Source organism: Pararobbsia alpina (assembly GCF_965118125.1).
Classification (GTDB): domain Bacteria; phylum Pseudomonadota; class Gammaproteobacteria; order Burkholderiales; family Burkholderiaceae; genus Pararobbsia; species Pararobbsia alpina_A.
This window is the reverse complement of record NZ_OZ221287.1, coordinates 629,192-650,371: the sequence shown is the minus strand read 5'-3', so window position 1 is coordinate 650,371 and position 21,180 is coordinate 629,192. Positions and strand designations below refer to the sequence as shown.

Below are 21,180 nucleotides of genomic sequence, written 5' to 3'. Positions count from 1 at the left end.
CATGCAATTGCTGGACGATTTGAATCAGCGCCTCGCGGACATCGATTCGCAAGGCCTGACACGGTGGCGCAGGGTGATCGACAACGGCTGCGCCGCCCATATGCGGGTCGACGGTCGCGAGATCGTCGGCTTCGCGAGCAACGACTATCTGGGCCTTGCCTCGCATCCGGCGCTGCGGGAAGCGCTCGCCGAAGGCGCCGCGAAATACGGGGCCGGCAGTGGCGGCTCTCATCTGCTCGGCGGCCACGGTGAAGCGCATGCGCTGCTCGAAGGCGAACTGGCCGCGTTCTGCGGCGGCTTCGTCGATGCGCCGCGTGCCCTCTACTTCTCGACGGGGTACATGGCGAACCTGGCCGTCATGTCGGCGATGTCGGGCCCGGGCGCGACGATCTACTCCGACAAGCTCAATCACGCGTCGCTGATCGACGGCATCCGGCTTTCTCGCGCCAACTTGCGCGTGTATCCGCATGCCGACGCTGACACGCTTGACGCGATGCTCGAAGCAGACAAGGCTTCGGCAAGCGAAATGCCCGGTGTGGCGACCCGGACGAGCGCAGCAGCAGACGCATCGAACGCGTCCCCCACGGCCGCCGCTGGTGCGGATACGGGCGCCGCCCCCATCAAGCTTATCGTCACCGACAGCGTGTTCAGCATGGACGGCGACATCGCTCCGCTTGCCCGGCTGCTCCAGATCGCCGAAAAGCACGGCGCCTGGCTCGTGGTCGACGACGCGCATGGCTTCGGCGTGCTCGGCCGCGACGGCCGCGGCGCCATCGAGGAAGCGGGCCTGCGTTCGGATCACCTGATCTATGTCGGCACGCTGGGTAAGGCGGCCGGTGTCGCCGGTGCGTTTGTCGTCGCCCATCCCAGCGTGATCGAATGGCTCGTGCAGCGCGCACGAACCTATATCTTCACGACCGCATCGCCGCCGGCCGTCGCGCACGCCGTGCGCGCGAGCCTCACGCTGATCCGCGGCGTCGAAGGTGAACAACGACGCGCGCATCTGCGTCATCTGATCTCGCGTACGCGCGCCATGCTCACGCGCACCCCGTGGCAGCCGGTCGATTCGGCCACCGCCGTCCAGCCCCTGATCATCGGATCGAACGAAGCGACGCTCGCGGTCGCCTCTGCCCTCGATGCCGAGGGGCTGTGGGTTCCGGCCATCCGCCCGCCGACCGTGCCGGCCGGCACGTCGCGGCTGCGCATTTCGCTCTCGGCGGATCATTCGGACGACGATCTCGACCGCCTCGAACGCGGCCTGAGAATTGCGGGAGGGCTTGCAGTGCCTGCCTCGGAGCATGCCGCGTGAGCGGCACGGAGCTTTGCGATGACTTCCTCTGAACTGACTGACTCCGGCCCTCGCGTGCGCCGCGCGCGGGGTGTCTTCGTGACGGGCACCGATACGGAAATCGGCAAGACCTTCGTATCGAGCGCGATCCTGCACGCACTGCGTGGCTTGGGTATCCGGCCCGCGGCGATGAAGCCGATCGCATCGGGTGCGGAGTGGCGCGACGACGCCTGGCACAACGACGATGTCGATGCGCTCGTCGAGGCGGCTGCCGTGCAGTTGCCGCCCGAGACCATGACACCGTATCTGTTCCCGACACCCGCGGCGCCCCATCTGGTCGCCGCGAGGGAGGGCGCCAGGCTCGATATCGGACGGATTGTTGCGTGTCACGACCAGGCGCAGCAGCGCGCCGAGTACGTGGTCGTCGAAGGCGTCGGCGGTTTTCGCGTGCCGCTCGACGACCGCTATGACACGGGCGATCTCGCCGTGGCGCTCGGCTTGCCCGTTGTGCTCGTGGTCGGCATGCGTCTCGGCTGCCTGAGCCATGCGTTGCTGACCGCTGAAGCGATTGTCGCGCGCGGCCTGACACTCGCAGGATGGGTCGCCAACCGCATCGACCCGAATTTCACGTTTGCCGACGAAAACATCGACACGCTGCGCCGCCGCTTCGCGTCGCCCGGCGTGACGAGCGGCGCCAGCGCGATCCCCTACCCGGTGCCGATGCTCGGCATCGTGCCGTTTCTCCAACCTGCGCAGCCGCGTATCGCGGCCGCCAGTCTCGATGTCGCACCGCTTATCGCGACATCCGATCGTGAAGGAAAAAACTGATGACCCTCGAAACCCAAACCGCCGCTGCAGTGACTCATGCAGGTGCCCATGCGGGCGCTGCGTCGGCGGTCGCAACCGGCGATGCGCGAGCAAACGACGCACGCTGGACCGTCGCCTCCGTCGTTGCGCTCTATGAGCTGCCGTTCAACGATCTGCTGTTCAAGGCGCAGCAAGCGCATCGCGAGCACTTCGATCCCAACCTCGTGCAGCTCTCGACACTGCTGTCGATCAAGACCGGCGGCTGCCCCGAAGATTGCGCGTACTGCCCGCAGTCTTCGCATTACGACACAGGCGTCGATGCCGACAAGCTGATGCCGCTCGACGACGTGCTCGACGCCGCTCGCAGCGCGAAAGCGCATGGCGCGACGCGGTTCTGCATGGGTGCGGCGTGGCGCAGCCCGAAGGATCATCATCTCGAACAGGTCGCCGATATGGTGCGCGGCGTGAAGGCACTCGGCCTCGAAACCTGCGTGACGCTCGGCATGCTGAAGTCGGAGCAGGCGCGCTCGCTCAAGGACGCGGGTCTCGATTACTACAACCACAACCTCGATACGTCGCCGGAGTTCTACGGCCAGATCATCAGCACGCGCACGTATCAGGACCGCCTCGACACGCTCGAGCACGTGCGGGATGCCGGCATCAACGTGTGCTGCGGCGGCATCGTCGGCATGGGCGAATCGCGCCGCGAACGCGCGGGGCTGATCGCCCAGCTCGCGAACCTCGACCCGTATCCTGAATCAGTGCCGATCAACAATCTCGTGCAAGTCGAAGGAACACCGCTCGCGGGTACGACGGCGATCGATCCGTTCGAATTCGTGCGCACGATCGCGGTGGCGCGCATCACAATGCCGAAGGCCATGGTCCGCCTGTCGGCCGGGCGTGAGCAGATGGATGAAGCGCTGCAGGCACTGTGCTTCGCCGCCGGCGCGAATTCGATTTTCTACGGGGAAAAGCTGCTGACGACAGGGAATCCGCAGGCAGAGGCCGACAAGAAATTGCTTGAACGCCTCGGCATGCGCTCGGAAGTCGGCGCGGCTTAAGCGCCCCGCAAAAAACGCAACGCCCCTTGGACCGACGATGACACGTCGGTCCAAGGGGCGTTTTTTTATTGCCTGACGACTCAATATCTTTGTCGTCTTCGATCGGGCATTCGCTTGATTCGATTCTATGGGCCGATTCGATTGATCGCCGTAAATCTGCGAAATCGAATCGGCTTCAAATCCGAATCAACAATAAATAAAGCGATTCGCGTCGAATGATTTTATTTATTTCTTCGCTTCGGCAATGATCTGATCGAACGAACCGCCATCGGCGAAGTGCGTCTGTTGCGCCTTCGCCCAGCCACCGAAGACCTGTTCGACCGTAAACGTCTTGATCGGCTTGAACTGATCCGCATGCTTGGCGAGCACTTGCGGGTCGCGCGGACGCAGATTGTGTTGCGCGATGATTTCCTGCCCTTCCGGCGAATACAGGAAGTCGAGATAGGCCTTCGCCTGTTTGCGCGTGCCGCGCTTGTCGACCACCTTGTCGACGATCGCGACAGGCGGCTCGGCCAGCAGGCTCGTCGACGGATAGACGGCTTCGAACTGGCCCTTGCCGACATCCTTGTTGATCAGTATCACCTCGTTTTCAAACGTCACAAGCACGTCGCCGATATCGCGCTGCGTGAACGTGGTCGTTGCGCCGCGACCGCCGGTATCGAGCACCGGCACGTTGCGGAACAGCTTCGTTTCGAAGTCGCGCGCCTTGGCGTCGTTGCCGCCATGCGCGAGCACATAGCCCCACGCGGCGAGGTAGCTGTAGCGTCCGTTGCCCGACGTCTTCGGGTTCGGAATCACGACCTGCACGCCCGGCTTGGTCAGATCGTCCCAGTCCTTGATCTGCTTCGGATTGCCCTTGCGCACGAGGAACACCATCGTCGTCGTGTACGGGCTGCTGTTGTCGGGGAACTTCGCTCGCCAGTCGGCCGGCACCAGGTTGCCGCGGTCGTGCAGCAGATCGATGTCATTGGACTGATTCATCGTGACGACGTCGGCCTGCAGGCCTTGCGAGACCGCCATCGCCTGCGCGCTCGACGCGCCGTGCGATTGCTTGACCTCGATCGATTCGCCGCTCGACTTCTTGTAGCTCGCGATAAACGCGGTATCGATGTCTTTGTAGAGTTCGCGCGTCACGTCATAAGAGACGTTGAGCAGCGTGGTGTCCGCGTGCGCCATGCCCGTCATGCCCGTCATGCCGACCGACATCGCGAATACCGCCATCGCCAGGGTGCGCCCGCTTCGCGCCCGAATCGCCATCATGCGTGTGCTCCGAATGTTTTTTGAGGAACTCGGGATTGTAGCGGAGGGTTCGGTGCCGGCTGCGTCGCGCTGGGCCTACAATCGAGGCTGTCGTTTTGCGGTCGATGGCCTTCGGTGGCATTCGATCGACGGCTCGCGCGCGCGTCTCCGATCGGGACCCCCGGGCCAACGCGCCGACATGGCACGGCACCGATCGTCGCGGTGCCATGGCGTCGCACCGTACATCGAGGAGACAGTTATGTTGCCGCGCAAGGTCAAGCTCGTTGAAGTGGGTCCGAGAGACGGCTTGCAGAATGAGAAGGCGTTCGTATCGACGGCCGTCAAGGTCGAGCTGGTCAACCGGCTTGCGGATGCCGGATTTCCGAACGTCGAATCCGCGTCGTTCGTGTCGCCCAAGTGGGTGCCGCAAATGGCCGACGGACTTGACGTCATGCGCGAGATCGCACGTCGTCCGGGCACCTTGTACTCGGCACTCACGCCGAATATGAAGGGTCTCGAAGCCGCGCTTGCGGCGCGTGCGGATGAGATCGTGATTTTCGGTGCGGCAAGCGAGATGTTCTCGCAGAAAAATATCAATTGCAGCATCGCCGAAAGCGTCGAACGGTTTCGCCCGGTCGCACGCGCGGCGAAGGACGCCGGCGTGCGCGTGCGCGGCGCGATCAGTTGTGCGCTCGGTTGCCCGTATCAAGGGGATGTGCCGGTGGCGTCGGTCGTCAGCGTCGCGCAGATGTTCGACGAACTCGGCTGCGACGAGATCGATATCGCCGACACGATCGGCGTGGGTACCGCCGGCCGCGTGCGTGCGGTGTTCGATGCGGTCACGCGCGTGATCGACCGGTCGCGCCTGTCGGGCCATTTCCACGATACCTACGGGCAGGCGCTCGCCAATATCCTCGCCTCGCTTGAAGCGGGAATCACCATTTTCCATGCATCGGTGGCAGGCCTCGGTGGCTGCCCGTATGCGAAGGGCGCGACAGGGAACGTCGCGACCGAGGATGTGCTGTATCTGCTCGACGGCCTCGGCATCGAGACCGGTGTCGAACTCGCCAAGGTCGTCGAAGCGGGCGATTTCATTTCGAATGCGCTCGGCCGCGCGAACGGCTCGCGCGCCGGCAAGGCCCTGCTCACCAAACAACGCGCGGCACGCGAAGCGGCCACGGCTTGAGCGCCCGGTCGGGTACGTGAATCGGGTGCGCGAATGGGGGCCGTGGATCGGCCGCGTGAATCGGGGCCGTGGATCGGGCCAGTGATTCGGTGAAGTAAGTCAGGGACACGAGTCGGTCCCCTCGTTGAGCCGAGGCATCAACGCAATAACCAGACGGAGCAACATGCAAGCAACACCTCAACACGAACTGCCCGACGCCGCTCGGCGCGTCGCCGAATTGCTCGAGACGCACGGATATACCAAGCCGATCGTGATGCTGCCTGAAACGGGCAAGACTTCAGCGGAAGCCGCCGCGGGACTCGGCTGCGAAGTCGCCCAGATCGCCAAGTCGATCATCTTCCGTCGCGTCACCGACAATGCGCCCGTGCTGGTCATTGCCAGCGGCGCGAATCGTGTCGATGAAGTGAAGGTCGCGGCGCATGTCGGACCGCTTGGCAAAGCCGATGCGCGCTTCGTCCGCGAGCAAACTGGCTATGCGATCGGCGGCGTCTGCCCGATTGGCCACGCAACCAAACCGGTCACCCTGATCGACCAGGATTTGCTTGCGCTCGAAAGCCTGTGGGCGGCGGCGGGTCACCCGCATGCCGTATTCAACCTGTCGCCTCAGGAATTGGTTTCGATGACAGGCGCGCCCGTCGTCGACGTCAAGCTGCAGGCCTAGGTTTTAAGGCGCATTCGATCGACGTTTCAGAAAGACCGCGAATTCAATATACGGCGCTGCATATTTTTTAATGCATGCAATCAAGCTCGCGAAGAAACGGCCGTTATAGCGTTAAGGGTTCAAGCATCGCGGCCAGCAGGGGGAACGGGTCGACGATAGGTAAAACATTGAATCGCGATGAGTCAAATCCACGCGTCAGCGAGACAGCGGGTGAAGCCATCGCGCTCGATTGAGGCACAGTGCCGGGTGCACGCGCGGGGGATTCGCGTGCATGACCGGATCCCGGGCGACAGGGGTGCCGATGATGGGCGTCGCAGTGGCACACAAGCAGGGACCGGTGCAGTAAAGGGAGTTCGGAGAGTCGAGGGCGTGTGTGAGACCCACGCGACCCTTTCCATTTGTATTGGTATCAGATGGTTCGAAGATCATGACAGCACACTCAAGTTTCGCACCCAGGCTGGTTCGCGCCGGGGAAGTCCTCCATCACACGTATCAACTCACGCCGAAGAATGTGCGCGAATTCGCGAACGCGGCCGAAGACCAGAATCCGCTTCACCATAATTCGATTTACGCGATCGATTCAGACTTTGGCGGTTTAATTGCTTCCGCCACGCAACTCGTGTCGCTGTTCATGGCCGTGCCGGCCACGCATTATTCGAAAACGCATCAGCCGCTCGGACTCGAATTCGACTTCAAATTGCGCAAAGCCGCGATGGCGACCGATGAACTGTCGTTTCGCTGGATCGTGACCGAAGCGGTATTCAAGGAATCGCTCGAAGGCGACATCGTGACGCTCGAAGGCACCGTCAAGAACAGCGAGGGCGAGACGCTCGTCAACGGCACCGCGAAACTGCTGGTCACCGAAAAGATCTGATCTGCCGCGAATGAATCACCCCAGACGTGCACGACGCGGACTCTCGCGCGTCGGCACGAAAGTGGGTGAATATCGGAACGGTTCGCAGTCCTGCGCAGCGAGAAAGGGGATACGGCCCCGAAGGCACGTATTCAAAAGAAAGCCGCTCGCACTGCTGCGAACGGCCTAATTGTGACGTGATCATCCGTCGTGATTGATGCTACGCCGCACCCTACCGGCAAGCATCGGGACTTTCCCTGAACCATCGATGCCGTGAGGCGTTTCAGCAAGCGCGCGTATCGAAGAACCGCGACATCTCGTCGAGCAGCGCATCCGGCGCATGCTCAGGAATGCACGGGGCGCACTCGAATGCACGACCCGATGTATCGCGCGCGACCTGACGCCAGCCGTCGAGCGGATGGATCGTCCAGGCTCCCCGACCGCCCCACAGTACCCTCACCGGGCACGCGATCTTCTCGCCCCGCTCCAGATTGCCGCGAGCCAGTTCCCGGTCCGCATGCTCCGCGTCGACGATATACGTGGGTGGCACGGCGCCGTTGGTCGCCGATGCATCGTCCGGGTCGGGTACGCCGTCGAGCTCCGACGGCAAGGTCGGCGCCGTGTCGAGCACCATCATCCGGTCGACACATCCGCCATGATCGAGCGCAAGGCGCTGAGCGACGCGCGCGCCGTCCAGATGCCCGCAAACCATGAATTGCGCATAGCCGAGCGCTTCCATCATCGCGACCTGTTCGGCCGCGATTTCGCGATGGCCAAACGGAGCCGTCTGGGTAGCGGCGGCGGCGAGCGGACTGCCATCCCGCTGTGCCGTACGCGTGGTGCCGCCTGGGTTCGCTGCGTCATGGCCCGTACCGGTGTCGCCCGACGTCGGACGCCCATCACGCAACGCGGCGAAATCGATGTCCGGCACGACGATCGCGTGCCGCTCGGCGAGCTGGCCTGCCACCGCGAGCCAGAGTCTCGGCGAATGCGCGCTGCCATGAAGCAGGAGAAGCGGCGGGCCGTCGCCGCCCTTGAACCCGCGGATCGAGGTGCCATTGGCAGTGAGCTCGAAGTCAGTGAAATCTTCGAAGCGCATAGCGGTCATCCCTGCAAAAGAAAAACGTCGGAAATCCGCCGTACGGCGAACGAACCCGCCTCGCATTACGCTTGCGCGCGTCGGATCGCCGTGCAAATTGAAGTGTGACGATTGTAGAAGCCGCGTGTGACGCGGTCAGCGCGCAAACGCGCTTTTTCGTAGAACCTGAGTACTCGTTCGAAAAATAGTCGGCAGCGCAAATGCGTTTCGGCCTCTACAATAGAACGATCGTTCGCAATTTCGAACGTCACAATCTGCTGTGCGCAGCAGGTGCGACTCCTTAAGGGCCATTGATGCCCCTTAAGGAGTCGCACCCGGTCATCACTGAGGAGACAGTACATGGCGCTTCCGTCCGTCCTGCAAAACCTGACGCTGCCGGTCATCGCGTCGCCGATGTTCATCGTCAGCTATCCCGAGCTGGTGCTCGCGCAGTGCAAGGCCGGCATCGTCGGTTCGTTTCCGGCACTGAATGCGCGTCCCGCGGAAATGCTCGATGAATGGCTGACGCAAATCGAAGAAGAGCTCGCGACGTTCAAGGCGGCCAACCCGGGCGCTACCATCGGACCCGTCGCGGTCAACCAGATCGTCCACGCGTCGAACGCGCGTCTCGAGCACGACATCAAAGTCTGTGTCGATCACAAGGTGCCGATTTTCATCACCTCGCTGCGTGCGCCGCCGCGCGAGATGATCGACGCCGTGCATGCGTACGGCGGCGTGGTGTTGCACGACGTCATCAACTTGCGTCATGCGCAAAAGTCGCTTGAAGCCGGCGTCGATGGCCTGATTCTCGTGGCGGCGGGCGCAGGCGGCCATGCCGGCATGCTGTCGCCGTTTGCGTTGGTCGGTGAAGTCCGGCGCATGTTCGATGGCCCCATCGTGCTGTCGGGGTCGATTGCGACGGGCGATGCCGTGCTCGCGGCGCAGGCAATGGGTGCCGACCTCGCGTACGTGGGCACGCGCTTTATCGCAACGCAGGAAGCGCATGCCACCGAGGTCTATAAGTCGGCCATCGTTGAAGCCGATGCGTCGGACATCGTGTACACGAATCTGTTCACAGGCGTGCACGGCAACTACATCAAGCAAAGCATCCTTAACGCAGGCCTCGATCCCGAGAATCTGCCGGTTTCGGATAAGTCGGCCATGAACTTCGGCGACGGCGGTGCGAAAGCCAAAGCGTGGAAGGATATCTGGGGCGCCGGACAGGGCGTCGGCCTGATGGACGATGTGCCGAGCGTGGCAGACCTGATCGCCAGAATGCGTTCGGAATACGAGGCGGCACGCACGCGAATCGGCGCACGCTAGCCAAATGGCCGCCAGCGGATCCGATCCATAGGGCGAAAAAAGAGGCGCGCTCCGTAACCGGTGCGCGCCTCTTTCTGTTTCCGTCCAACGACTCGTGCGGGTACGAGCCGGTTAATTCAGGCGGCTACAAGCCCATGCCGCTTGCAATGCAACGCGGCAACGGCGTCTTGCCTCAGCTTCAAGCCGATTAAAACCCGAACAACGCGGCCGAAAAAGTGAGCCGGGCGAGCACGATCAGCAGCACCTGGATGATGACGAACAGCACGAGCGGCGAGAGATCCATGCCGCCGATCAGCGGCATGGCGCGGCGAATCGGGTTCAGAAACGGCGCGGTCAGTTGCATCGCCACACCCATCGCCGGCGACCCCGGGTTCACCCACGAGAGCACGGCCAGCAGCAGCGTGGTCCAGAGCAGCAGTTGCAGCGCCCATTTGATGACGATCAACAGCGCGACGAGCAGCGCCTGCGGAAACAGTCCGAGCGGTGAAGCCCCGGTCGATCCGGCAAGCAGCACAAGATAGACAAGCGCGACCAGGTACGCGGCGACGATACTCGTCCAGTCGATATTGCGTACGTTCGGAATCGCCTTGCGCAGCGGCAGCACGAGCCAGTTGCTCAGCTGAAACACGGTATGCGAAATGGGATTGAACGGCGGCAGGCGCACTGCCAGCATCCAGGCGCGCAGCAACAGCACGGCGCCAAATAACGAGAACACGGTGTCGAGCAGAAAACTGGCTACGTCGCCGAACATTGAAGCTCCTCTTGTGGACTGATGCGTCTGCGGATTGTCGCATGACGCGCGCATCGCGCGGCACAAGCCCGTATCGGGACAACTGTGTCACGCGATGCACACTTTACGCATCGCCAGCCGGATTTCAACGCAAGCGCACCGGGCTGCGGCTCACCGGCGCGAATCAGACCGCGTCCTCGACGACGCGCCGTGCCGCCGTGTCCTTACGCCGCAGTGTGCTTCCGCCGTCGTGTCCTTTCGCTGTTGTGTCCGTTCGCCGTTGTGCAGCGGCACGTCAGAACATCGTTCGGATCCCGACGCCGTAGGTCTGCCCGACCGACTGGTCCGTGACCTTGTCATAGAGATAGGCTGCGTAGACATCGGTCTGCTTGGAGAGGTGGTAATCGTATCCAACGGCGAACGTGCTGCGGCTCTGGGTCGCCGCGCCGTTCGACTTCGAATACGCGTAGTCGGCGAGGATCGCGCCGCCGCCAAGCGGAATCGAGAAACCTCCCGACCCGGTGTTGACCTTGAGATCGCCGGTGTTGATCGAGTTGTTCACAAACATGTACTGCCCGTAGAGCTTCACCACGCCGAAGTCGTATGAAACACCGGCCTGAACGGCATTCTGTCCGGTCATACCGGGCGTCAGGTCGTCTGCGACGTTGTTGTATTTAGCGTCCTGATAGACGACGGTCGCACCGAACGGTCCCTGGTAGTAGCTCGCGCCCGCGCTCCACTTATGCGAGCCGAAGTCCGTCGAATTGCCGAACGAGAACATCGCATTGGCGGAAAAGCCGCCGAATGCGGGTGTCTGGTACTGCACGGCGTTGTTCCAGCCTGAATCGCCGACCAGCCCCTGCCCGTTCACGCCGATAAAGGTGTGCAAGACGATCGGCGAGAACGTGAACGAATCGACAAACGGATTGAAAATGATCGTCGACAGAAACGCTTCGGTCGTCAGCCGGCCGACGGTCACGGTACCCCAGCTTGGCGAGACGATGCCGACATACGAGTTACGCGCAAAGAAGGTGTCGCCCTGGAATCGCCCGGCCGCACCGGTATTCGCAAGGAAAAAGCCTTCGAGTGCAAACACGGCCTGCAGTCCGCCGCCGAGATCCTCGGTGCCTTTCATGCCCCAGTAGGACGTCGACATCGCACCGCTCTCCTCGACCCAGGCGCGATCCGCACCGGGCGCCTTCTGGCTGCCCACGAACATATCCACGAGCCCATACAACTGGACATCGCCGTCGGCATGCGCTGCCGTGCTGACAAAAGTGCACGCGCAGGCGGCGGCGATCAGGGCCCGTTTGAAGGTGCGATTCATTCTTCTTCCTCGTCGAAGTCGATCAATGATTAAAAAAGACCGGAGCCCGCACGACAAAAGCGCGCGGGCGACACATGCAAAAACTCGAAATGGGTGACCTGCGGGAGAGCCCAGCCGATGGCGCGCAGAGCGTCAGGCGCCAAACGTTTTGCAGATGCTCGACGAACATTTTCTGGAAAGAATTCCAGCGCCGTTATCAGCGGTATATCGAATTCGGAAGGTGCTGAATTAAAGGTGAGAAAAAGAGGGAACACCTGCGCGAATCCCTTATCCAGCATGGGATTTAACCGATATTGCGGTGCAATATAAAATCCGCAGCAGGGCGCTTGCGGCGTTGTTTTGACAGGCTTGACGCGACCTTTTTATCAGGCGGTCGAATGACACGAATCGGCCGCTTTCCGCACATCGAATAAAGTGCATAAGCACTTATCCGGCGCGGTAAATAACCGTGGCGGACGCTCAATACTCAAAACAGGGGATTCGGGCCAATTTGCGCCCGTGTATGGAGGGGTGTCGGTCGATCGCTAGTTCGACCGATAACCGCCGCGCATTTGAGGCGCGCGTGCCGGATCGCCGCCTCCCGTCGCGCGTGGCGTGGCGCGCTCGGCGTTGTACCGGCTCACATCACTGCGGATCGAATTCGACCGCATCGATGCATCTTCCGGCGCACGGGCAGCACCACGGAATTCCTCGCTGACGGGGCGAAATCCGCCGTTCGCATACGCGACCGTGCAAGCGCACGCGCTCGCAAAGACCAGCGAAACGAAGGCTAAGGTTCCTGACCGCAAGGACATGGTGAGTAGACTGCTTGACGCTTTATTGGGCGCAAAACCATTTCGCGCCGCTGTCCGGGTTAGCGGGTACTCGCTTTTCTTGCGTGAAATACCCGTGACCGTTGTCGTCAATTTAGGTATCTGCCCCCACCCTGTCGAGCCGAAAAATGTTAGGTACGAGGCGCGGATGTAACTACGTGTTACTGGTAAAAAATACTGCTGGATGAGGTACTTAAGTGAATTCCGAGGCGCCTTCCAGAGCCCTTTGGGCTCCGTGGGAGGGATCCGTGCGGAGCCCCCGCCGGGCGCTGTCCTCAGGTTGTCACATTCGGTGAAACAGCGAAGATCGGACGCGCTGCCAACGCAGGAAGGCGGCACCCGGTCGCACGGTCGACACGGTCTGTTCGCCCTTCGGACCGAAGGTATGCTCCACGCGTCGTCGTTGCCATCCAGACGTTGGCCCCCTCGGCGATCAACTTGGAGATCAGCGTGGCGATCAACTTGGCGACCCATCGGTGCCTCGCTCGTGACCCTCCCGCGCGTGTGCGCGTCAGAAATACCCTTCACGAATGAATTGACGCGTGGAATGAATTTGCGTGTTGAATAAGTCGCCCGCACAATGCCAGTTTCCGAATCTCCGCCGGACCGTCCATCATGTCGCGCCCACGCTTCCTTCCCGACAATTTCACGCTCGCCCTGATCACGACCGTCGTGATCGCGAGCCTGCTGCCCTGCCGCGGCCCGGCGGCCTCGGCGTTCGACGGCATCACCACGGTCGCGATCGCCCTGCTGTTCTTCCTGCACGGCGCGAAGCTCTCGCGTGAGGCCATCGTTGCGGGCGCCACGCACTGGCGGCTGCATCTGCTCGTGCTGGCGTCGACCTTCATCATGTTTCCGATCATCGGTCTGATTCTGCGCCCGGTGTTTGCGCCGCTCGTCACCCCCGAGCTCTATGCGGGCGTGCTGTTTCTCTGTGTGCTGCCGTCGACTGTCCAGTCGTCGATCGCCTTCACATCGATCGCCCGCGGCAACGTCTCGGCCGCCGTCTGCAGCGCATCGGCTTCGAGCTTTATCGGCATCTTCCTGACGCCGTTGCTCGCCAACGTCATCGTCAATACGCAATCGGCTGCGCATACGTCCGAGCTCGACTCGATCTTCAAGATCGTGTTGCAGTTGCTGGTGCCGTTTATCGCCGGGCACCTGTCGCGTCGCTGGATCGGGCAATGGATCGAACGCAACAAGGGTGTGCTCAAGTTTGTCGATCAGGGTTCGATTCTCCTGGTCGTGTACACAGCGTTCAGTGAGGCGGTTGTCGAAGGCCTTTGGCATCACGTGTCTCCGCTCGCGTTGCTGATGGTCGTCGTGCTGTCCTGCGTGTTGCTCGCCATTGCGCTGTTCATGACGAGCTTTACGGCGAAACGGCTCGGATTCAACCGCGCCGATCAGATCACCATCGTCTTCTGCGGCTCGAAGAAGAGCCTGGCCGCAGGGATTCCGATGGCGAAGGTCATCTTCTCGAGCAATGCCGTCGGTGCCGTCGTGTTGCCGCTCATGCTGTTCCACCAGATCCAGCTCATGACGTGCGCCGTGCTCGCGCAGCGCTGGGGCGCGCGCCAGCAAGAGGCGTCCGGCACGCTCGCATCGGGTTCGTCCCGCGCCTGAAGCGGCCGGCTGTGTAGCGTTGACTGATGTGTGCAAACTTTGCGGATCGCCGCCGGACATCCGGCCCACACCCGCGAAATTGCCCCGCCGTCGGGGTCTGGCATGAGGATTGCCGTCATAGCGTGAAATCTGACTATTGCGACGGCGCTCTTCGCGCGTCGCGCGCCCACGACAGGACTCCGCCGGATGGACGCTTTGAAGCACTCAGACAACGCCGTAGACGGCACACCCGAATCAGTCTGGCAGGCATGGGGCGGTTTTGACGCGCTGCCGGAATTGCGCCCCGATGCGCTGGTTCCATTGCACGGCAAGGCCGTGTTCGTGGCGCCCCACCCCGACGACGAAGTCCTCGGCATGGGCGGCCTCATGGTTCATCTTGCACGACTGCAGCGAAAACTGGCCCTGGTCGCGGTCACCGACGGCGACGCGAGTCATCCGGGCTCGCCGGCCTGGACGCCCGAGCGCCTGCGCGCCGAACGGCCGATCGAGACACGTGAAGCGCTGCAGCGCCTGCGCGCATTCAATGTCGAGGTGTCGAGGCTGCGTGTCGCGGACGGCAAGGTCCGCCAGTCGGAGCACATGCTGCGCGACCACATCGCCAGGCATCTTGGCGCTGACGATGTCGTGATCACGACGTGGCGGTTCGACGGTCACCCCGATCACGAGGCGACGGGCCGCGCCGCCGCGGCGGCCTGTGTTCAATCCGGCGCGACGCTCGTTGAAGTGCCGGTCTGGGCCTGGCACTGGTCGTCGCCGGGCGACACGCGCCTGCCCTGGGGGCGCGCGCGTCGGCTGACTCTGGATTCGAACACGCATGCGCGCAAGCGCCATGCGGTCGAAGCGTTTTCCAGCCAGCTCGAAGAGGATGCTTCAACCGGCCACAAGGCCGTCCTGAGCCAGGGCGCACTCGCGCACTGGCTGCGCCCCTTCGAGGTCTATCTCGTCTAAGCGTTCAGGCAGGTTGGCGGAACAGCTTGATCAGCTCCGGGTCGCACGACGCTCGCAATCGACCGTCGGGCAGGCGTGCGACAACGACTTCGCCCAGCTCGGGCGTCGTGATGACCACTTCATCACGCACGGCCAGCAGCTCGGTGAGACGGCGCTCACCCGCAATGATTTCAACCCCTTCGGTGGTTTCCCGAATCACGATCTCGGCTGTCATGTTCCTTCCCCTCACTTCCGCGCACTACCGGTGACTTCACCCTGAACCCGTCTGGCGGCGCTTTGTCGAGATGCTTTCATTGCGTCGGCCAGATGACTGCGTAACGGCACTTTTCGGAAAAATCTTTAGGGCTGCGGAAAATCATTCGAGGATCCGGCAATTCGTGCCGGCAACTCGTACCAGGAAAGGCTTAAACAGCTGATTCGAAAAAGAAAAACCCCCTTCAATCGAAGGGGGTTTTCAGGATTCAAATCCGCAATATGGTCGCGCTGTTTTTCGCGTTAACCCGATTTGCAGAGGGGCGATTTCAGCCCCCGGGTTTCAATCCGGCATCACGGTCTGCGTGACGGTCTCGAACAAGTAATTGCGGATCGTCGAGCGGCTTTCCTGCGGCATCGATACGAATTCGAGACCGTAGCGCGTGACACCGTCATCTTCGCGCTTGTTGCGGATCACCGTGGTCAGCGCTACCGGGCGGTCCCAGCCACCCGTGTGCAGCTTGAACGACATCTTGATGCGCTCGCCGACTTCAAACACGTTCGACGTCGATGTCGCGCCCGCGCCGATCAGGCTGATGTCCGACAGGCGTGCCTCATGCAGCTGCGGCTGCAGACCGTTGGTCAGCATCTTGGCCGTCACGTCGGCCTCGACGCGCACATGCTGACGCACCGGGATCTCGCGCACATGCGTGGGGTAATGCAGGTGAAGGTATTCGAAAGGTTCGACGCACACCTTCCGCACATAGGTCCGGAATTCGTAAATATGGCGGCCCGAAAACATCTTTGCGTTGAGTTCCTGGCCTTCGTGCAATGCGTCGACGGGGAAGCCCGTCAGCGGCGTCACCATGATGCTGACGTCCTTCATCACGCCGATATAGGCCACGCGGAACGGCGCGTTGGTCACATCGCTGTCGGTGATCGCCGACAACTGGAATGCTTCGACGCCCTTGCGCAGCGACGGGAACGGCACATCGTCACGATCGGAACGGGCCGAGGCTTCTTCCTCTTCGTGCTCGGCGATCACACGCTGCACATTCGGCTTGATGGCCACGAACGGACCGGTCTTCGGACGCGCGAGACCTTCTTCGCGGTACGCACCGATCTCACGTACCTTCGTGAGCAGCTCGACGCTATTGATGATCTGACCGCGCTGCAGCAACAGTCGGTTCGTTTCCGTGTAAATCGCGTATTCGAGTGGCTTACCGAGCTGAATGTCGGCCTTTGCCAGCTTAATCAACGGCATAAATCCTGCCCCGGTGGTCGTGCCTTTTATGAGAAGCGTCAAGTATAAGCGGGCGCGGTCTTCAGGAACAATTGATGACTTGGCGCGAAGTGCGCGTACAACGGCAGGATCGCACCACCCATCGCCCGCGCATCGGCGCCCGCGCGTCCTTGCAGCAGCGCCGGGCGCGCGATCCCTTCCCAGCGTTGGGCATCGAGCGCCTCCGACGTCGCCGCAATCAGCGCCGCGATCAGATCACGATGCAATGACCCGTCGATGACAATCGCATCGAGGTCGAGCAAGGCCGCCGAGGTCGCGAGCGTCGACGCGAGCGACTGCGCAGCATCGGCGATCCAGGCCTGAGTGACCGGACGCAACGCGTCGGACAGCGCGCGTTCATCATGCGCGGCGGCGGCCGGCACCCCTTGCTTGCGCACCGCCTGCTCGAGCACGAGGCCCGACGCTCGATGCAGCAACTGAGTCGCGGTATCGAGCGGCACCGAGCCGATCGCGCCCGCGTTGCCGTTAGGACCGTGGTGGAGCCGGCCGTCGATCACGAGCCCGCCGCCGATAAATGTGCCGATAAAGACATAGAGAAAGTTGTGCACGCGCTGGCCGTGCCCGGTGACGAGCTCGGCTGCGCACGCCGCGGTCGTGTCCTTGGCGAACTCGATCGGCAAACGGGTCATGTCCTGCACGCGTTCGCGGATGTCGAGATTGCGCCATGCATCGAGCACCTGCACGGGTGCGCCGATCAGATCGCGCCATCCGCCCATCCAGAGTGGCGCGGCGACACCGATGCCGACGATGCGCGACGCATGCTCGCCGAGCGTCGATTCGACGAGTTCGAGCTTGCGCCGCATCGCCGGAAAGATGATCTCCGGGTCGGGGTAGTCGTATTCGACGATCTCCCGGCACCGGACGCGGCCAGTGAAATCGAGCGCCAGGACATCGAGACTGCGGCGGCCGACCTTGACGCCGAGCGTGAACGCACCGTCGGGATTGAGCGCAATCGGCACGGAGGGCTGGCCGATACGTCCACGCAGGCGCTCCTGCTTAACCACAAGATCATCGGTCAGCAGCGCGTTGATGATCACCGAGACCGCCTGCATCGACAGGCGCGTGACGCGAGCAAGTTCAGCCTTGGGTAACGGGCCATGCAGCCGGATCGCCTGCAGCACGATACGCTCGTTGAACTGGCGCATGCCCACATGGTTCGAGCCGACCGTTCCCGCAAGCGGCGCGACGCTTGCGCGCTTCGTATGGCGGGCCGGGTCGTCCGCTTCACGCGCGGACGGCGGCGTGACCTCGTCGTCGGCCGACACGTGCTCATCCGCTTTGCGCTTGCTCATACGACTGGACCCTGGAAACAATCGAAAGACGTTCGCGAGACAGCGACGAACGCCATGGCGGCTGTGCCCACACCGCGGACTTCACACCGAGCGCGCAACAGCCTTGTCGCCGCTGCACGCTCGTTGCAACCACCTCACTGCGACCGCCCTACTGCAACGTGGCGGCCCCGGTCATCACGGCGACGGCGTGGTTCATATCAATGTCACGCTTGTTGACGAGCGCGACCCGGCGGCCGAGACGCTGGATATGAATCCGGTCGGCGATCTCGAACACGTGGGGCATATTGTGACTGATCAGAATCACGGGCAGCCCTTTGTCCCGGACCCGGCTGATCAGTTCGAGCACCATGTTCGATTCCTTGACGCCGAGTGCGGCGGTCGGCTCGTCCATGATGACAACATGTCGTGCGAAGGCCGCCGACCGCGCAACGGCCACACCCTGACGCTGACCGCCGGAGAGTGTCTCGACGGCCTGCTTCATCGACCGGATGCCGATCTTGAGGCTCGCCATATGCGCATTCGCCTCGGCGAGCATGCGTCGCTTGTCGAGCAGGCGCAGCTTCTGTCCAAAGAAGCCCGGCTTGTAGAGCTCGCGCCCGAGGAACAGGTTTTCGGTGATCGTCATCGCCGGGGCGACCGCGAGATCCTGATACACGGTTTCGATGCCCTGGGCACGCGCATCGAGTGGGCCGCGAAAACTCACCGGCTTGCCGTCGAGATACATCTCGCCCTCGTCGGGACGCACGGCTCCCGAGAGCACCTTGATCAACGACGATTTGCCCGCGCCGTTATCGCCGATCACGGCGAGGATTTCCCCGGGCAGCAACTCGAAGTCGGCGCCGTCGAGCGCGGTCACGTGGCCATAGCGCTTCACGAGGCCGGATGCGGCGAGCACGGGTGCAAGCCCGCTTTGCGAGGCCGTGGCGGAACCGCCGCGCAGCGGATTGGCCATCGGCTGGGCCGCAGGAGAGTTCGATTGAACGGTAGACATGGTGGACTCCTCTACGTAGCCGCTCAGCGGTGCGAGATCTTGTCGGCCGACACGGCCAGAATCACGAGAATCCCCGTCACGAGGACCTGATAGACAGACGACACGCCGATCAGCGTGAGGCCATTGCGGAACACGCCGACGATCAGCACGCCGAGCAGCGTGCCCATCATCGTGCCGCGTCCACCGAACAGGCTCGTTCCGCCGAGCACGACGGCCGTGATGCTGTCGAGGTTTTCGGTCTGGCCCGACTGCGGGTCACCCACACCGGTGCGAGCGACCGCCAGCAATGCGGCGATGCCGTAGCTGAGGCCGGCAAGCGTATAGATGGTGATCAGGATCCGCTGCGTCGGCAGCCCCATCAGTCGCACCGCTTCGGCGTTGTTGCCGATCGCGTAGACGTGACGTCCGGGCGCGGTCTCGCGCAGCACGAACCACGTGAGCAGATACAGCAGCAGCATGAGCACCGTGCCAAACGTCACCGTGCCGGCGCCGATACCGAACGTGTTGCCGAAGAAGGTCAGCGGCGCGGGCAGGTTCGAAATGCTCTCGGCGTTCGAGTAGATCTGCGTGATCGCGAACGCGATATTGAGCGTGCCGAGTGTCACGATGAAAGCGGGCAGCTTCACGCGGGTGACAAGCAGGCCGTTGATCAGGCCGAACAGCGTGCACACGGCAACGCCGAGCAGGATCGAGATAAACGGGTTGATGCCGTTCGCCACGGCGACCTTGCTCATCACCACTGAGCCGAGCGCCATCACCATGCCGCACGACAAGTCGATGCCTGCAGTCAGCACGATCAGCGTCTGACCGATCGCGATGATGCCGACGACCATCGATTGCTGAAGAATCAGCGACAGGTTCTGCACCGACAGAAAGCGCGGCGTCTGCGAGATAAAGAAGATGCACGCAAGCACGAGCGCGACCAGCGGCCCGAGCAAGGTGAGCGGCGGCAGATGGTCGGAGAGCTTCGCCTTGGGCTTGGCGATCGGAGAGGCGGGTGTGGCGTTCATCATGTGCTCCTGTATGAGACTGAGCGTCGGCCTGGCGGCAAACGCGCCGCGCTTCGACGTGCGCGGCGCGGCCGCGGGCAAAGCCGCCGCGACTACTGAGGCGCCCCTCGACCGGGGCGCCGATCCTGCGGAATGGTGCGGGTCGCCGCAGACGCCGGGGCGTCACGCCCCGGCATCACACCGGCACCCGTTCACGCGCGAGGCGCGTGGATCGCTTGCGTCAGACGATGGGCTTTACTTCGTGCCCCAGCATTCGTCGAGGCCGAACTTCGTGTCCTTGCTCGCGACGCCGTTTTGCGGCTGGTCGGTGATCAGCGTGACGCCGGTATCCGTGTAGCCACTCGGCTTCTTACCCGTCTTCGCGTAGTCCACGCCGGCCTGCACGCCGAGCGCCGCCATCTTGAGCGGGTACTGCTGCGAGGTTGCGGCGATCTCGCCTGCCTTGACGTTGCGCACGCCTTCGCAGCCGCCGTCGATCGACACGAGCAGCACGTCCTTCTTGCCCGCCGACTGGATTGCGCGATACGCGCCCGCGGCTGCCGGTTCGTTGATCGTGTAGACGACGTTGATATCGGGGTTCTTCTGCAGGCAGTTTTCCATCGCGGTCTGGCCCTTGGCCTGATCGCCGCGCGTGTCCTGGCTGCACACGATGCTCGGGTCGCCTTCCTTGACGCCGAAGCCCTTGAGGAAGCCGTTGTGACGCAGCACGCCCACGCTGATGCCCGGGGCAAGGTCGAGCGTCGCGATCTTCGCGGGCTTGCCGTTCATCTTGGCTTTCGCGTATTCGCCGATCAGCTCGCCAGCCTTGAAGTTGTCCGTCGCAAACAGCGCGTCGGTCGCTTCCTTCGGTTCGGTCGGCGTGTCGAGTGCAATCACGAGCACGCCTGCGTCGCGTGCCTTCTTGATGCTCGGCACGATGGCCTTCGTATCGCTCGGCGTGATCAGGATGGCCTTCGCGCCTGCGCCCACCATGTTTTCGATCGCGGTGACCTGCGTCGCGTTGTCGCCGTCGTAGCGGCCCGCGGCCGTCAGCAGCTTCGCACCCGATTTGTCGGCAGCTTCTTGCGCGCCTTGTTTCATCTTGACGAAGAAGGGGTTCGTATCGGTCTTCGTGATAAGACCGACGATCGGCTGGTCAGCCATGGCGACCACGCTGGCCGTCATCGCCAGGGCAAACAGGGTGCGTTTCAACGTCTTCATCGTGTCTTCCTCCGTTTTTTTTCAGACCGGGGTCGCCGGTCACGTGACATGCGCACCGCCGCGTTTTCGCGGCCTGGCGTCGCATCGTTGGGCACTTCTGGGACTTCAACCCGGCCTCGCTGCAAGTCGCTGTTTAGCTGCCAGTCGGACCACTTCGCGAGCACTAAATCAATCTCTGTGAGTTAGTAAAGCCGTTGCGTGTCGACACGTCAAGAAACAAAGCTCAAAAGGCGGGTAAACGAGAGGAGCTGAATGC

The 21,180-nt window shown here is 62.7% G+C and carries 20 protein-coding genes; 9 read left to right on the top strand and 11 right to left on the bottom strand.

Annotation, left to right across the window (positions count from 1 at the left end; translation table 11 throughout):
- Position 1 precedes the first annotated feature (1 nt).
- Genes ACMFWR_RS02670 through bioB form a run of 3 tightly spaced genes read left to right on the top strand, consistent with a single transcriptional unit; the run spans position 2 to position 3,156 of the window.
- Positions 2-1,309, top strand: coding sequence for an 8-amino-7-oxononanoate synthase (locus ACMFWR_RS02670; RefSeq protein ID WP_413193499.1), 1,308 nt, complete (start codon positions 2-4; stop codon positions 1,307-1,309).
- An 18-nt stretch (positions 1,310-1,327) separates the two neighbouring features.
- Positions 1,328-2,116 (top strand): dethiobiotin synthase, encoded by a 789-nt coding sequence (bioD, locus tag ACMFWR_RS02665; RefSeq protein ID WP_413193498.1) that lies wholly within the window; start codon positions 1,328-1,330, stop codon positions 2,114-2,116.
- Positions 2,116-3,156, top strand: a complete 1,041-nt coding sequence (bioB, locus tag ACMFWR_RS02660; RefSeq protein ID WP_413193497.1) for a biotin synthase BioB — start codon at positions 2,116-2,118, stop codon at positions 3,154-3,156. Before bioD ends, bioB begins: the two co-directional genes overlap by 1 nt.
- A 225-nt stretch (positions 3,157-3,381) precedes the next feature.
- Here bioB and ACMFWR_RS02655 read toward each other — a convergent pair whose 3' ends face one another.
- Positions 3,382-4,413, bottom strand: a complete 1,032-nt coding sequence (locus ACMFWR_RS02655) for a sulfate ABC transporter substrate-binding protein (protein WP_413194751.1) — start codon at positions 4,411-4,413, stop codon at positions 3,382-3,384.
- Positions 4,414-4,654: 241 nt separating this feature from the next.
- Between ACMFWR_RS02655 and ACMFWR_RS02650 the strand changes: the two genes are divergently transcribed.
- The 3 genes from ACMFWR_RS02650 (at position 4,655) to ACMFWR_RS02640 (ending at position 7,116) form a co-directional block, all read left to right on the top strand.
- Entirely contained in the window at positions 4,655-5,581 is a 927-nt protein-coding gene (locus tag ACMFWR_RS02650; protein WP_413193496.1) for a hydroxymethylglutaryl-CoA lyase, read from the top strand.
- A gap of 163 nt (positions 5,582-5,744) precedes the next feature.
- Positions 5,745-6,242, top strand: a complete 498-nt coding sequence (locus ACMFWR_RS02645) for a YbaK/EbsC family protein (RefSeq protein WP_413193495.1) — start codon at positions 5,745-5,747, stop codon at positions 6,240-6,242.
- Positions 6,243-6,669: 427 nt separating this feature from the next.
- Positions 6,670-7,116 carry a MaoC family dehydratase gene (locus ACMFWR_RS02640; RefSeq protein WP_413193494.1) on the top strand — a complete coding sequence of 149 codons (447 nt, stop codon included), beginning with the start codon at positions 6,670-6,672 and terminating at the stop codon, positions 7,114-7,116.
- Between the two features lie 262 nt (positions 7,117-7,378).
- On the opposite strand, the gene ACMFWR_RS02635 is transcribed toward ACMFWR_RS02640, so the two are convergent.
- Positions 7,379-8,194, bottom strand: a complete 816-nt coding sequence (locus ACMFWR_RS02635; protein ID WP_413193493.1) for an alpha/beta fold hydrolase — start codon at positions 8,192-8,194, stop codon at positions 7,379-7,381.
- Between the two features lie 339 nt (positions 8,195-8,533).
- Between ACMFWR_RS02635 and ACMFWR_RS02630 the strand changes: the two genes are divergently transcribed.
- Positions 8,534-9,496: an NAD(P)H-dependent flavin oxidoreductase gene (locus ACMFWR_RS02630; protein ID WP_413193492.1), complete on the top strand. Its 963-nt coding sequence runs from the start codon at positions 8,534-8,536 to the stop codon at positions 9,494-9,496.
- Between the two features lie 187 nt (positions 9,497-9,683).
- Here ACMFWR_RS02630 and ACMFWR_RS02625 read toward each other — a convergent pair whose 3' ends face one another.
- From ACMFWR_RS02625 to ACMFWR_RS02615, 3 genes are all read right to left on the bottom strand, one after another.
- Positions 9,684-10,247, bottom strand: a complete 564-nt coding sequence (locus tag ACMFWR_RS02625) for a YggT family protein (RefSeq protein WP_413193491.1) — start codon at positions 10,245-10,247, stop codon at positions 9,684-9,686.
- A gap of 274 nt (positions 10,248-10,521) precedes the next feature.
- Positions 10,522-11,553 carry a porin gene (locus tag ACMFWR_RS02620; RefSeq protein ID WP_413193490.1) on the bottom strand — a complete coding sequence of 344 codons (1,032 nt, stop codon included), beginning with the start codon at positions 11,551-11,553 and terminating at the stop codon, positions 10,522-10,524.
- Between the two features lie 29 nt (positions 11,554-11,582).
- Positions 11,583-11,831 carry a hypothetical protein gene (locus tag ACMFWR_RS02615; RefSeq protein WP_413193489.1) on the bottom strand — a complete coding sequence of 83 codons (249 nt, stop codon included), beginning with the start codon at positions 11,829-11,831 and terminating at the stop codon, positions 11,583-11,585.
- A gap of 1,149 nt (positions 11,832-12,980) precedes the next feature.
- On the opposite strand from ACMFWR_RS02615, the gene ACMFWR_RS02610 reads away from it, so the two are divergent.
- Both ACMFWR_RS02610 and ACMFWR_RS02605 read left to right on the top strand, forming a co-directional pair.
- Positions 12,981-13,988 carry a bile acid:sodium symporter family protein gene (locus tag ACMFWR_RS02610; RefSeq protein ID WP_413193488.1) on the top strand — a complete coding sequence of 336 codons (1,008 nt, stop codon included), beginning with the start codon at positions 12,981-12,983 and terminating at the stop codon, positions 13,986-13,988.
- Positions 13,989-14,174: 186 nt separating this feature from the next.
- Entirely contained in the window at positions 14,175-14,936 is a 762-nt protein-coding gene (locus ACMFWR_RS02605; RefSeq protein ID WP_413193487.1) for a PIG-L deacetylase family protein, read from the top strand.
- A 4-nt stretch (positions 14,937-14,940) separates the two neighbouring features.
- Here ACMFWR_RS02605 and ACMFWR_RS02600 read toward each other — a convergent pair whose 3' ends face one another.
- The 6 genes from ACMFWR_RS02600 to ACMFWR_RS02575 form a co-directional block, all read right to left on the bottom strand.
- Entirely contained in the window at positions 14,941-15,150 is a 210-nt protein-coding gene (locus ACMFWR_RS02600; protein ID WP_413193486.1) for a hypothetical protein, read from the bottom strand.
- Between the two features lie 321 nt (positions 15,151-15,471).
- Positions 15,472-16,392 carry a flagellar brake protein gene (locus ACMFWR_RS02595; protein WP_413193485.1) on the bottom strand — a complete coding sequence of 307 codons (921 nt, stop codon included), beginning with the start codon at positions 16,390-16,392 and terminating at the stop codon, positions 15,472-15,474.
- A gap of 38 nt (positions 16,393-16,430) precedes the next feature.
- Positions 16,431-17,576 carry an ROK family transcriptional regulator gene (locus tag ACMFWR_RS02590; protein ID WP_413194750.1) on the bottom strand — a complete coding sequence of 382 codons (1,146 nt, stop codon included), beginning with the start codon at positions 17,574-17,576 and terminating at the stop codon, positions 16,431-16,433.
- Between the two features lie 295 nt (positions 17,577-17,871).
- On the bottom strand, positions 17,872-18,675 hold the full coding sequence (locus tag ACMFWR_RS02585) for an ATP-binding cassette domain-containing protein (RefSeq protein ID WP_413194749.1): 804 nt from the start codon (positions 18,673-18,675) through the stop codon (positions 17,872-17,874).
- A 62-nt stretch (positions 18,676-18,737) separates the two neighbouring features.
- Positions 18,738-19,727 carry an ABC transporter permease gene (locus tag ACMFWR_RS02580; protein WP_413193484.1) on the bottom strand — a complete coding sequence of 330 codons (990 nt, stop codon included), beginning with the start codon at positions 19,725-19,727 and terminating at the stop codon, positions 18,738-18,740.
- Between the two features lie 231 nt (positions 19,728-19,958).
- Positions 19,959-20,924 carry a sugar ABC transporter substrate-binding protein gene (locus ACMFWR_RS02575; protein WP_413193483.1) on the bottom strand — a complete coding sequence of 322 codons (966 nt, stop codon included), beginning with the start codon at positions 20,922-20,924 and terminating at the stop codon, positions 19,959-19,961.
- Between the last annotated feature and the right edge of the window lie 256 nt (positions 20,925-21,180).

Bases quoted from the DNA above. Each gene is read 5' to 3' on its own strand.
- ACMFWR_RS02670 (WP_413193499.1), top strand. From the start codon at position 2: ATGCAATTGCTGGACGATTTGAATCAGCGCCTCGCGGACATCGATTCG.
- bioD (WP_413193498.1), top strand. From the start codon at position 1,328: ATGACTTCCTCTGAACTGACTGACTCCGGCCCTCGCGTGCGCCGCGCG.
- bioB (WP_413193497.1), top strand. From the start codon at position 2,116: ATGACCCTCGAAACCCAAACCGCCGCTGCAGTGACTCATGCAGGTGCC.
- ACMFWR_RS02655 (WP_413194751.1), bottom strand. From the start codon at position 4,413: ATGGCGATTCGGGCGCGAAGCGGGCGCACCCTGGCGATGGCGGTATTC.
- ACMFWR_RS02650 (WP_413193496.1), top strand. From the start codon at position 4,655: ATGTTGCCGCGCAAGGTCAAGCTCGTTGAAGTGGGTCCGAGAGACGGC.
- ACMFWR_RS02645 (WP_413193495.1), top strand. From the start codon at position 5,745: ATGCAAGCAACACCTCAACACGAACTGCCCGACGCCGCTCGGCGCGTC.
- ACMFWR_RS02640 (WP_413193494.1), top strand. From the start codon at position 6,670: ATGACAGCACACTCAAGTTTCGCACCCAGGCTGGTTCGCGCCGGGGAA.
- ACMFWR_RS02635 (WP_413193493.1), bottom strand. From the start codon at position 8,194: ATGCGCTTCGAAGATTTCACTGACTTCGAGCTCACTGCCAATGGCACC.
- ACMFWR_RS02630 (WP_413193492.1), top strand. From the start codon at position 8,534: ATGGCGCTTCCGTCCGTCCTGCAAAACCTGACGCTGCCGGTCATCGCG.
- ACMFWR_RS02625 (WP_413193491.1), bottom strand. From the start codon at position 10,247: ATGTTCGGCGACGTAGCCAGTTTTCTGCTCGACACCGTGTTCTCGTTA.
- ACMFWR_RS02620 (WP_413193490.1), bottom strand. From the start codon at position 11,553: ATGAATCGCACCTTCAAACGGGCCCTGATCGCCGCCGCCTGCGCGTGC.
- ACMFWR_RS02615 (WP_413193489.1), bottom strand. From the start codon at position 11,831: ATGCTGGATAAGGGATTCGCGCAGGTGTTCCCTCTTTTTCTCACCTTT.
- ACMFWR_RS02610 (WP_413193488.1), top strand. From the start codon at position 12,981: ATGTCGCGCCCACGCTTCCTTCCCGACAATTTCACGCTCGCCCTGATC.
- ACMFWR_RS02605 (WP_413193487.1), top strand. From the start codon at position 14,175: ATGGACGCTTTGAAGCACTCAGACAACGCCGTAGACGGCACACCCGAA.
- ACMFWR_RS02600 (WP_413193486.1), bottom strand. From the start codon at position 15,150: ATGACAGCCGAGATCGTGATTCGGGAAACCACCGAAGGGGTTGAAATC.
- ACMFWR_RS02595 (WP_413193485.1), bottom strand. From the start codon at position 16,392: ATGCCGTTGATTAAGCTGGCAAAGGCCGACATTCAGCTCGGTAAGCCA.
- ACMFWR_RS02590 (WP_413194750.1), bottom strand. From the start codon at position 17,576: ATGCGCCAGTTCAACGAGCGTATCGTGCTGCAGGCGATCCGGCTGCAT.
- ACMFWR_RS02585 (WP_413194749.1), bottom strand. From the start codon at position 18,675: ATGGCCAATCCGCTGCGCGGCGGTTCCGCCACGGCCTCGCAAAGCGGG.
- ACMFWR_RS02580 (WP_413193484.1), bottom strand. From the start codon at position 19,727: ATGATGAACGCCACACCCGCCTCTCCGATCGCCAAGCCCAAGGCGAAG.
- ACMFWR_RS02575 (WP_413193483.1), bottom strand. From the start codon at position 20,924: ATGAAGACGTTGAAACGCACCCTGTTTGCCCTGGCGATGACGGCCAGC.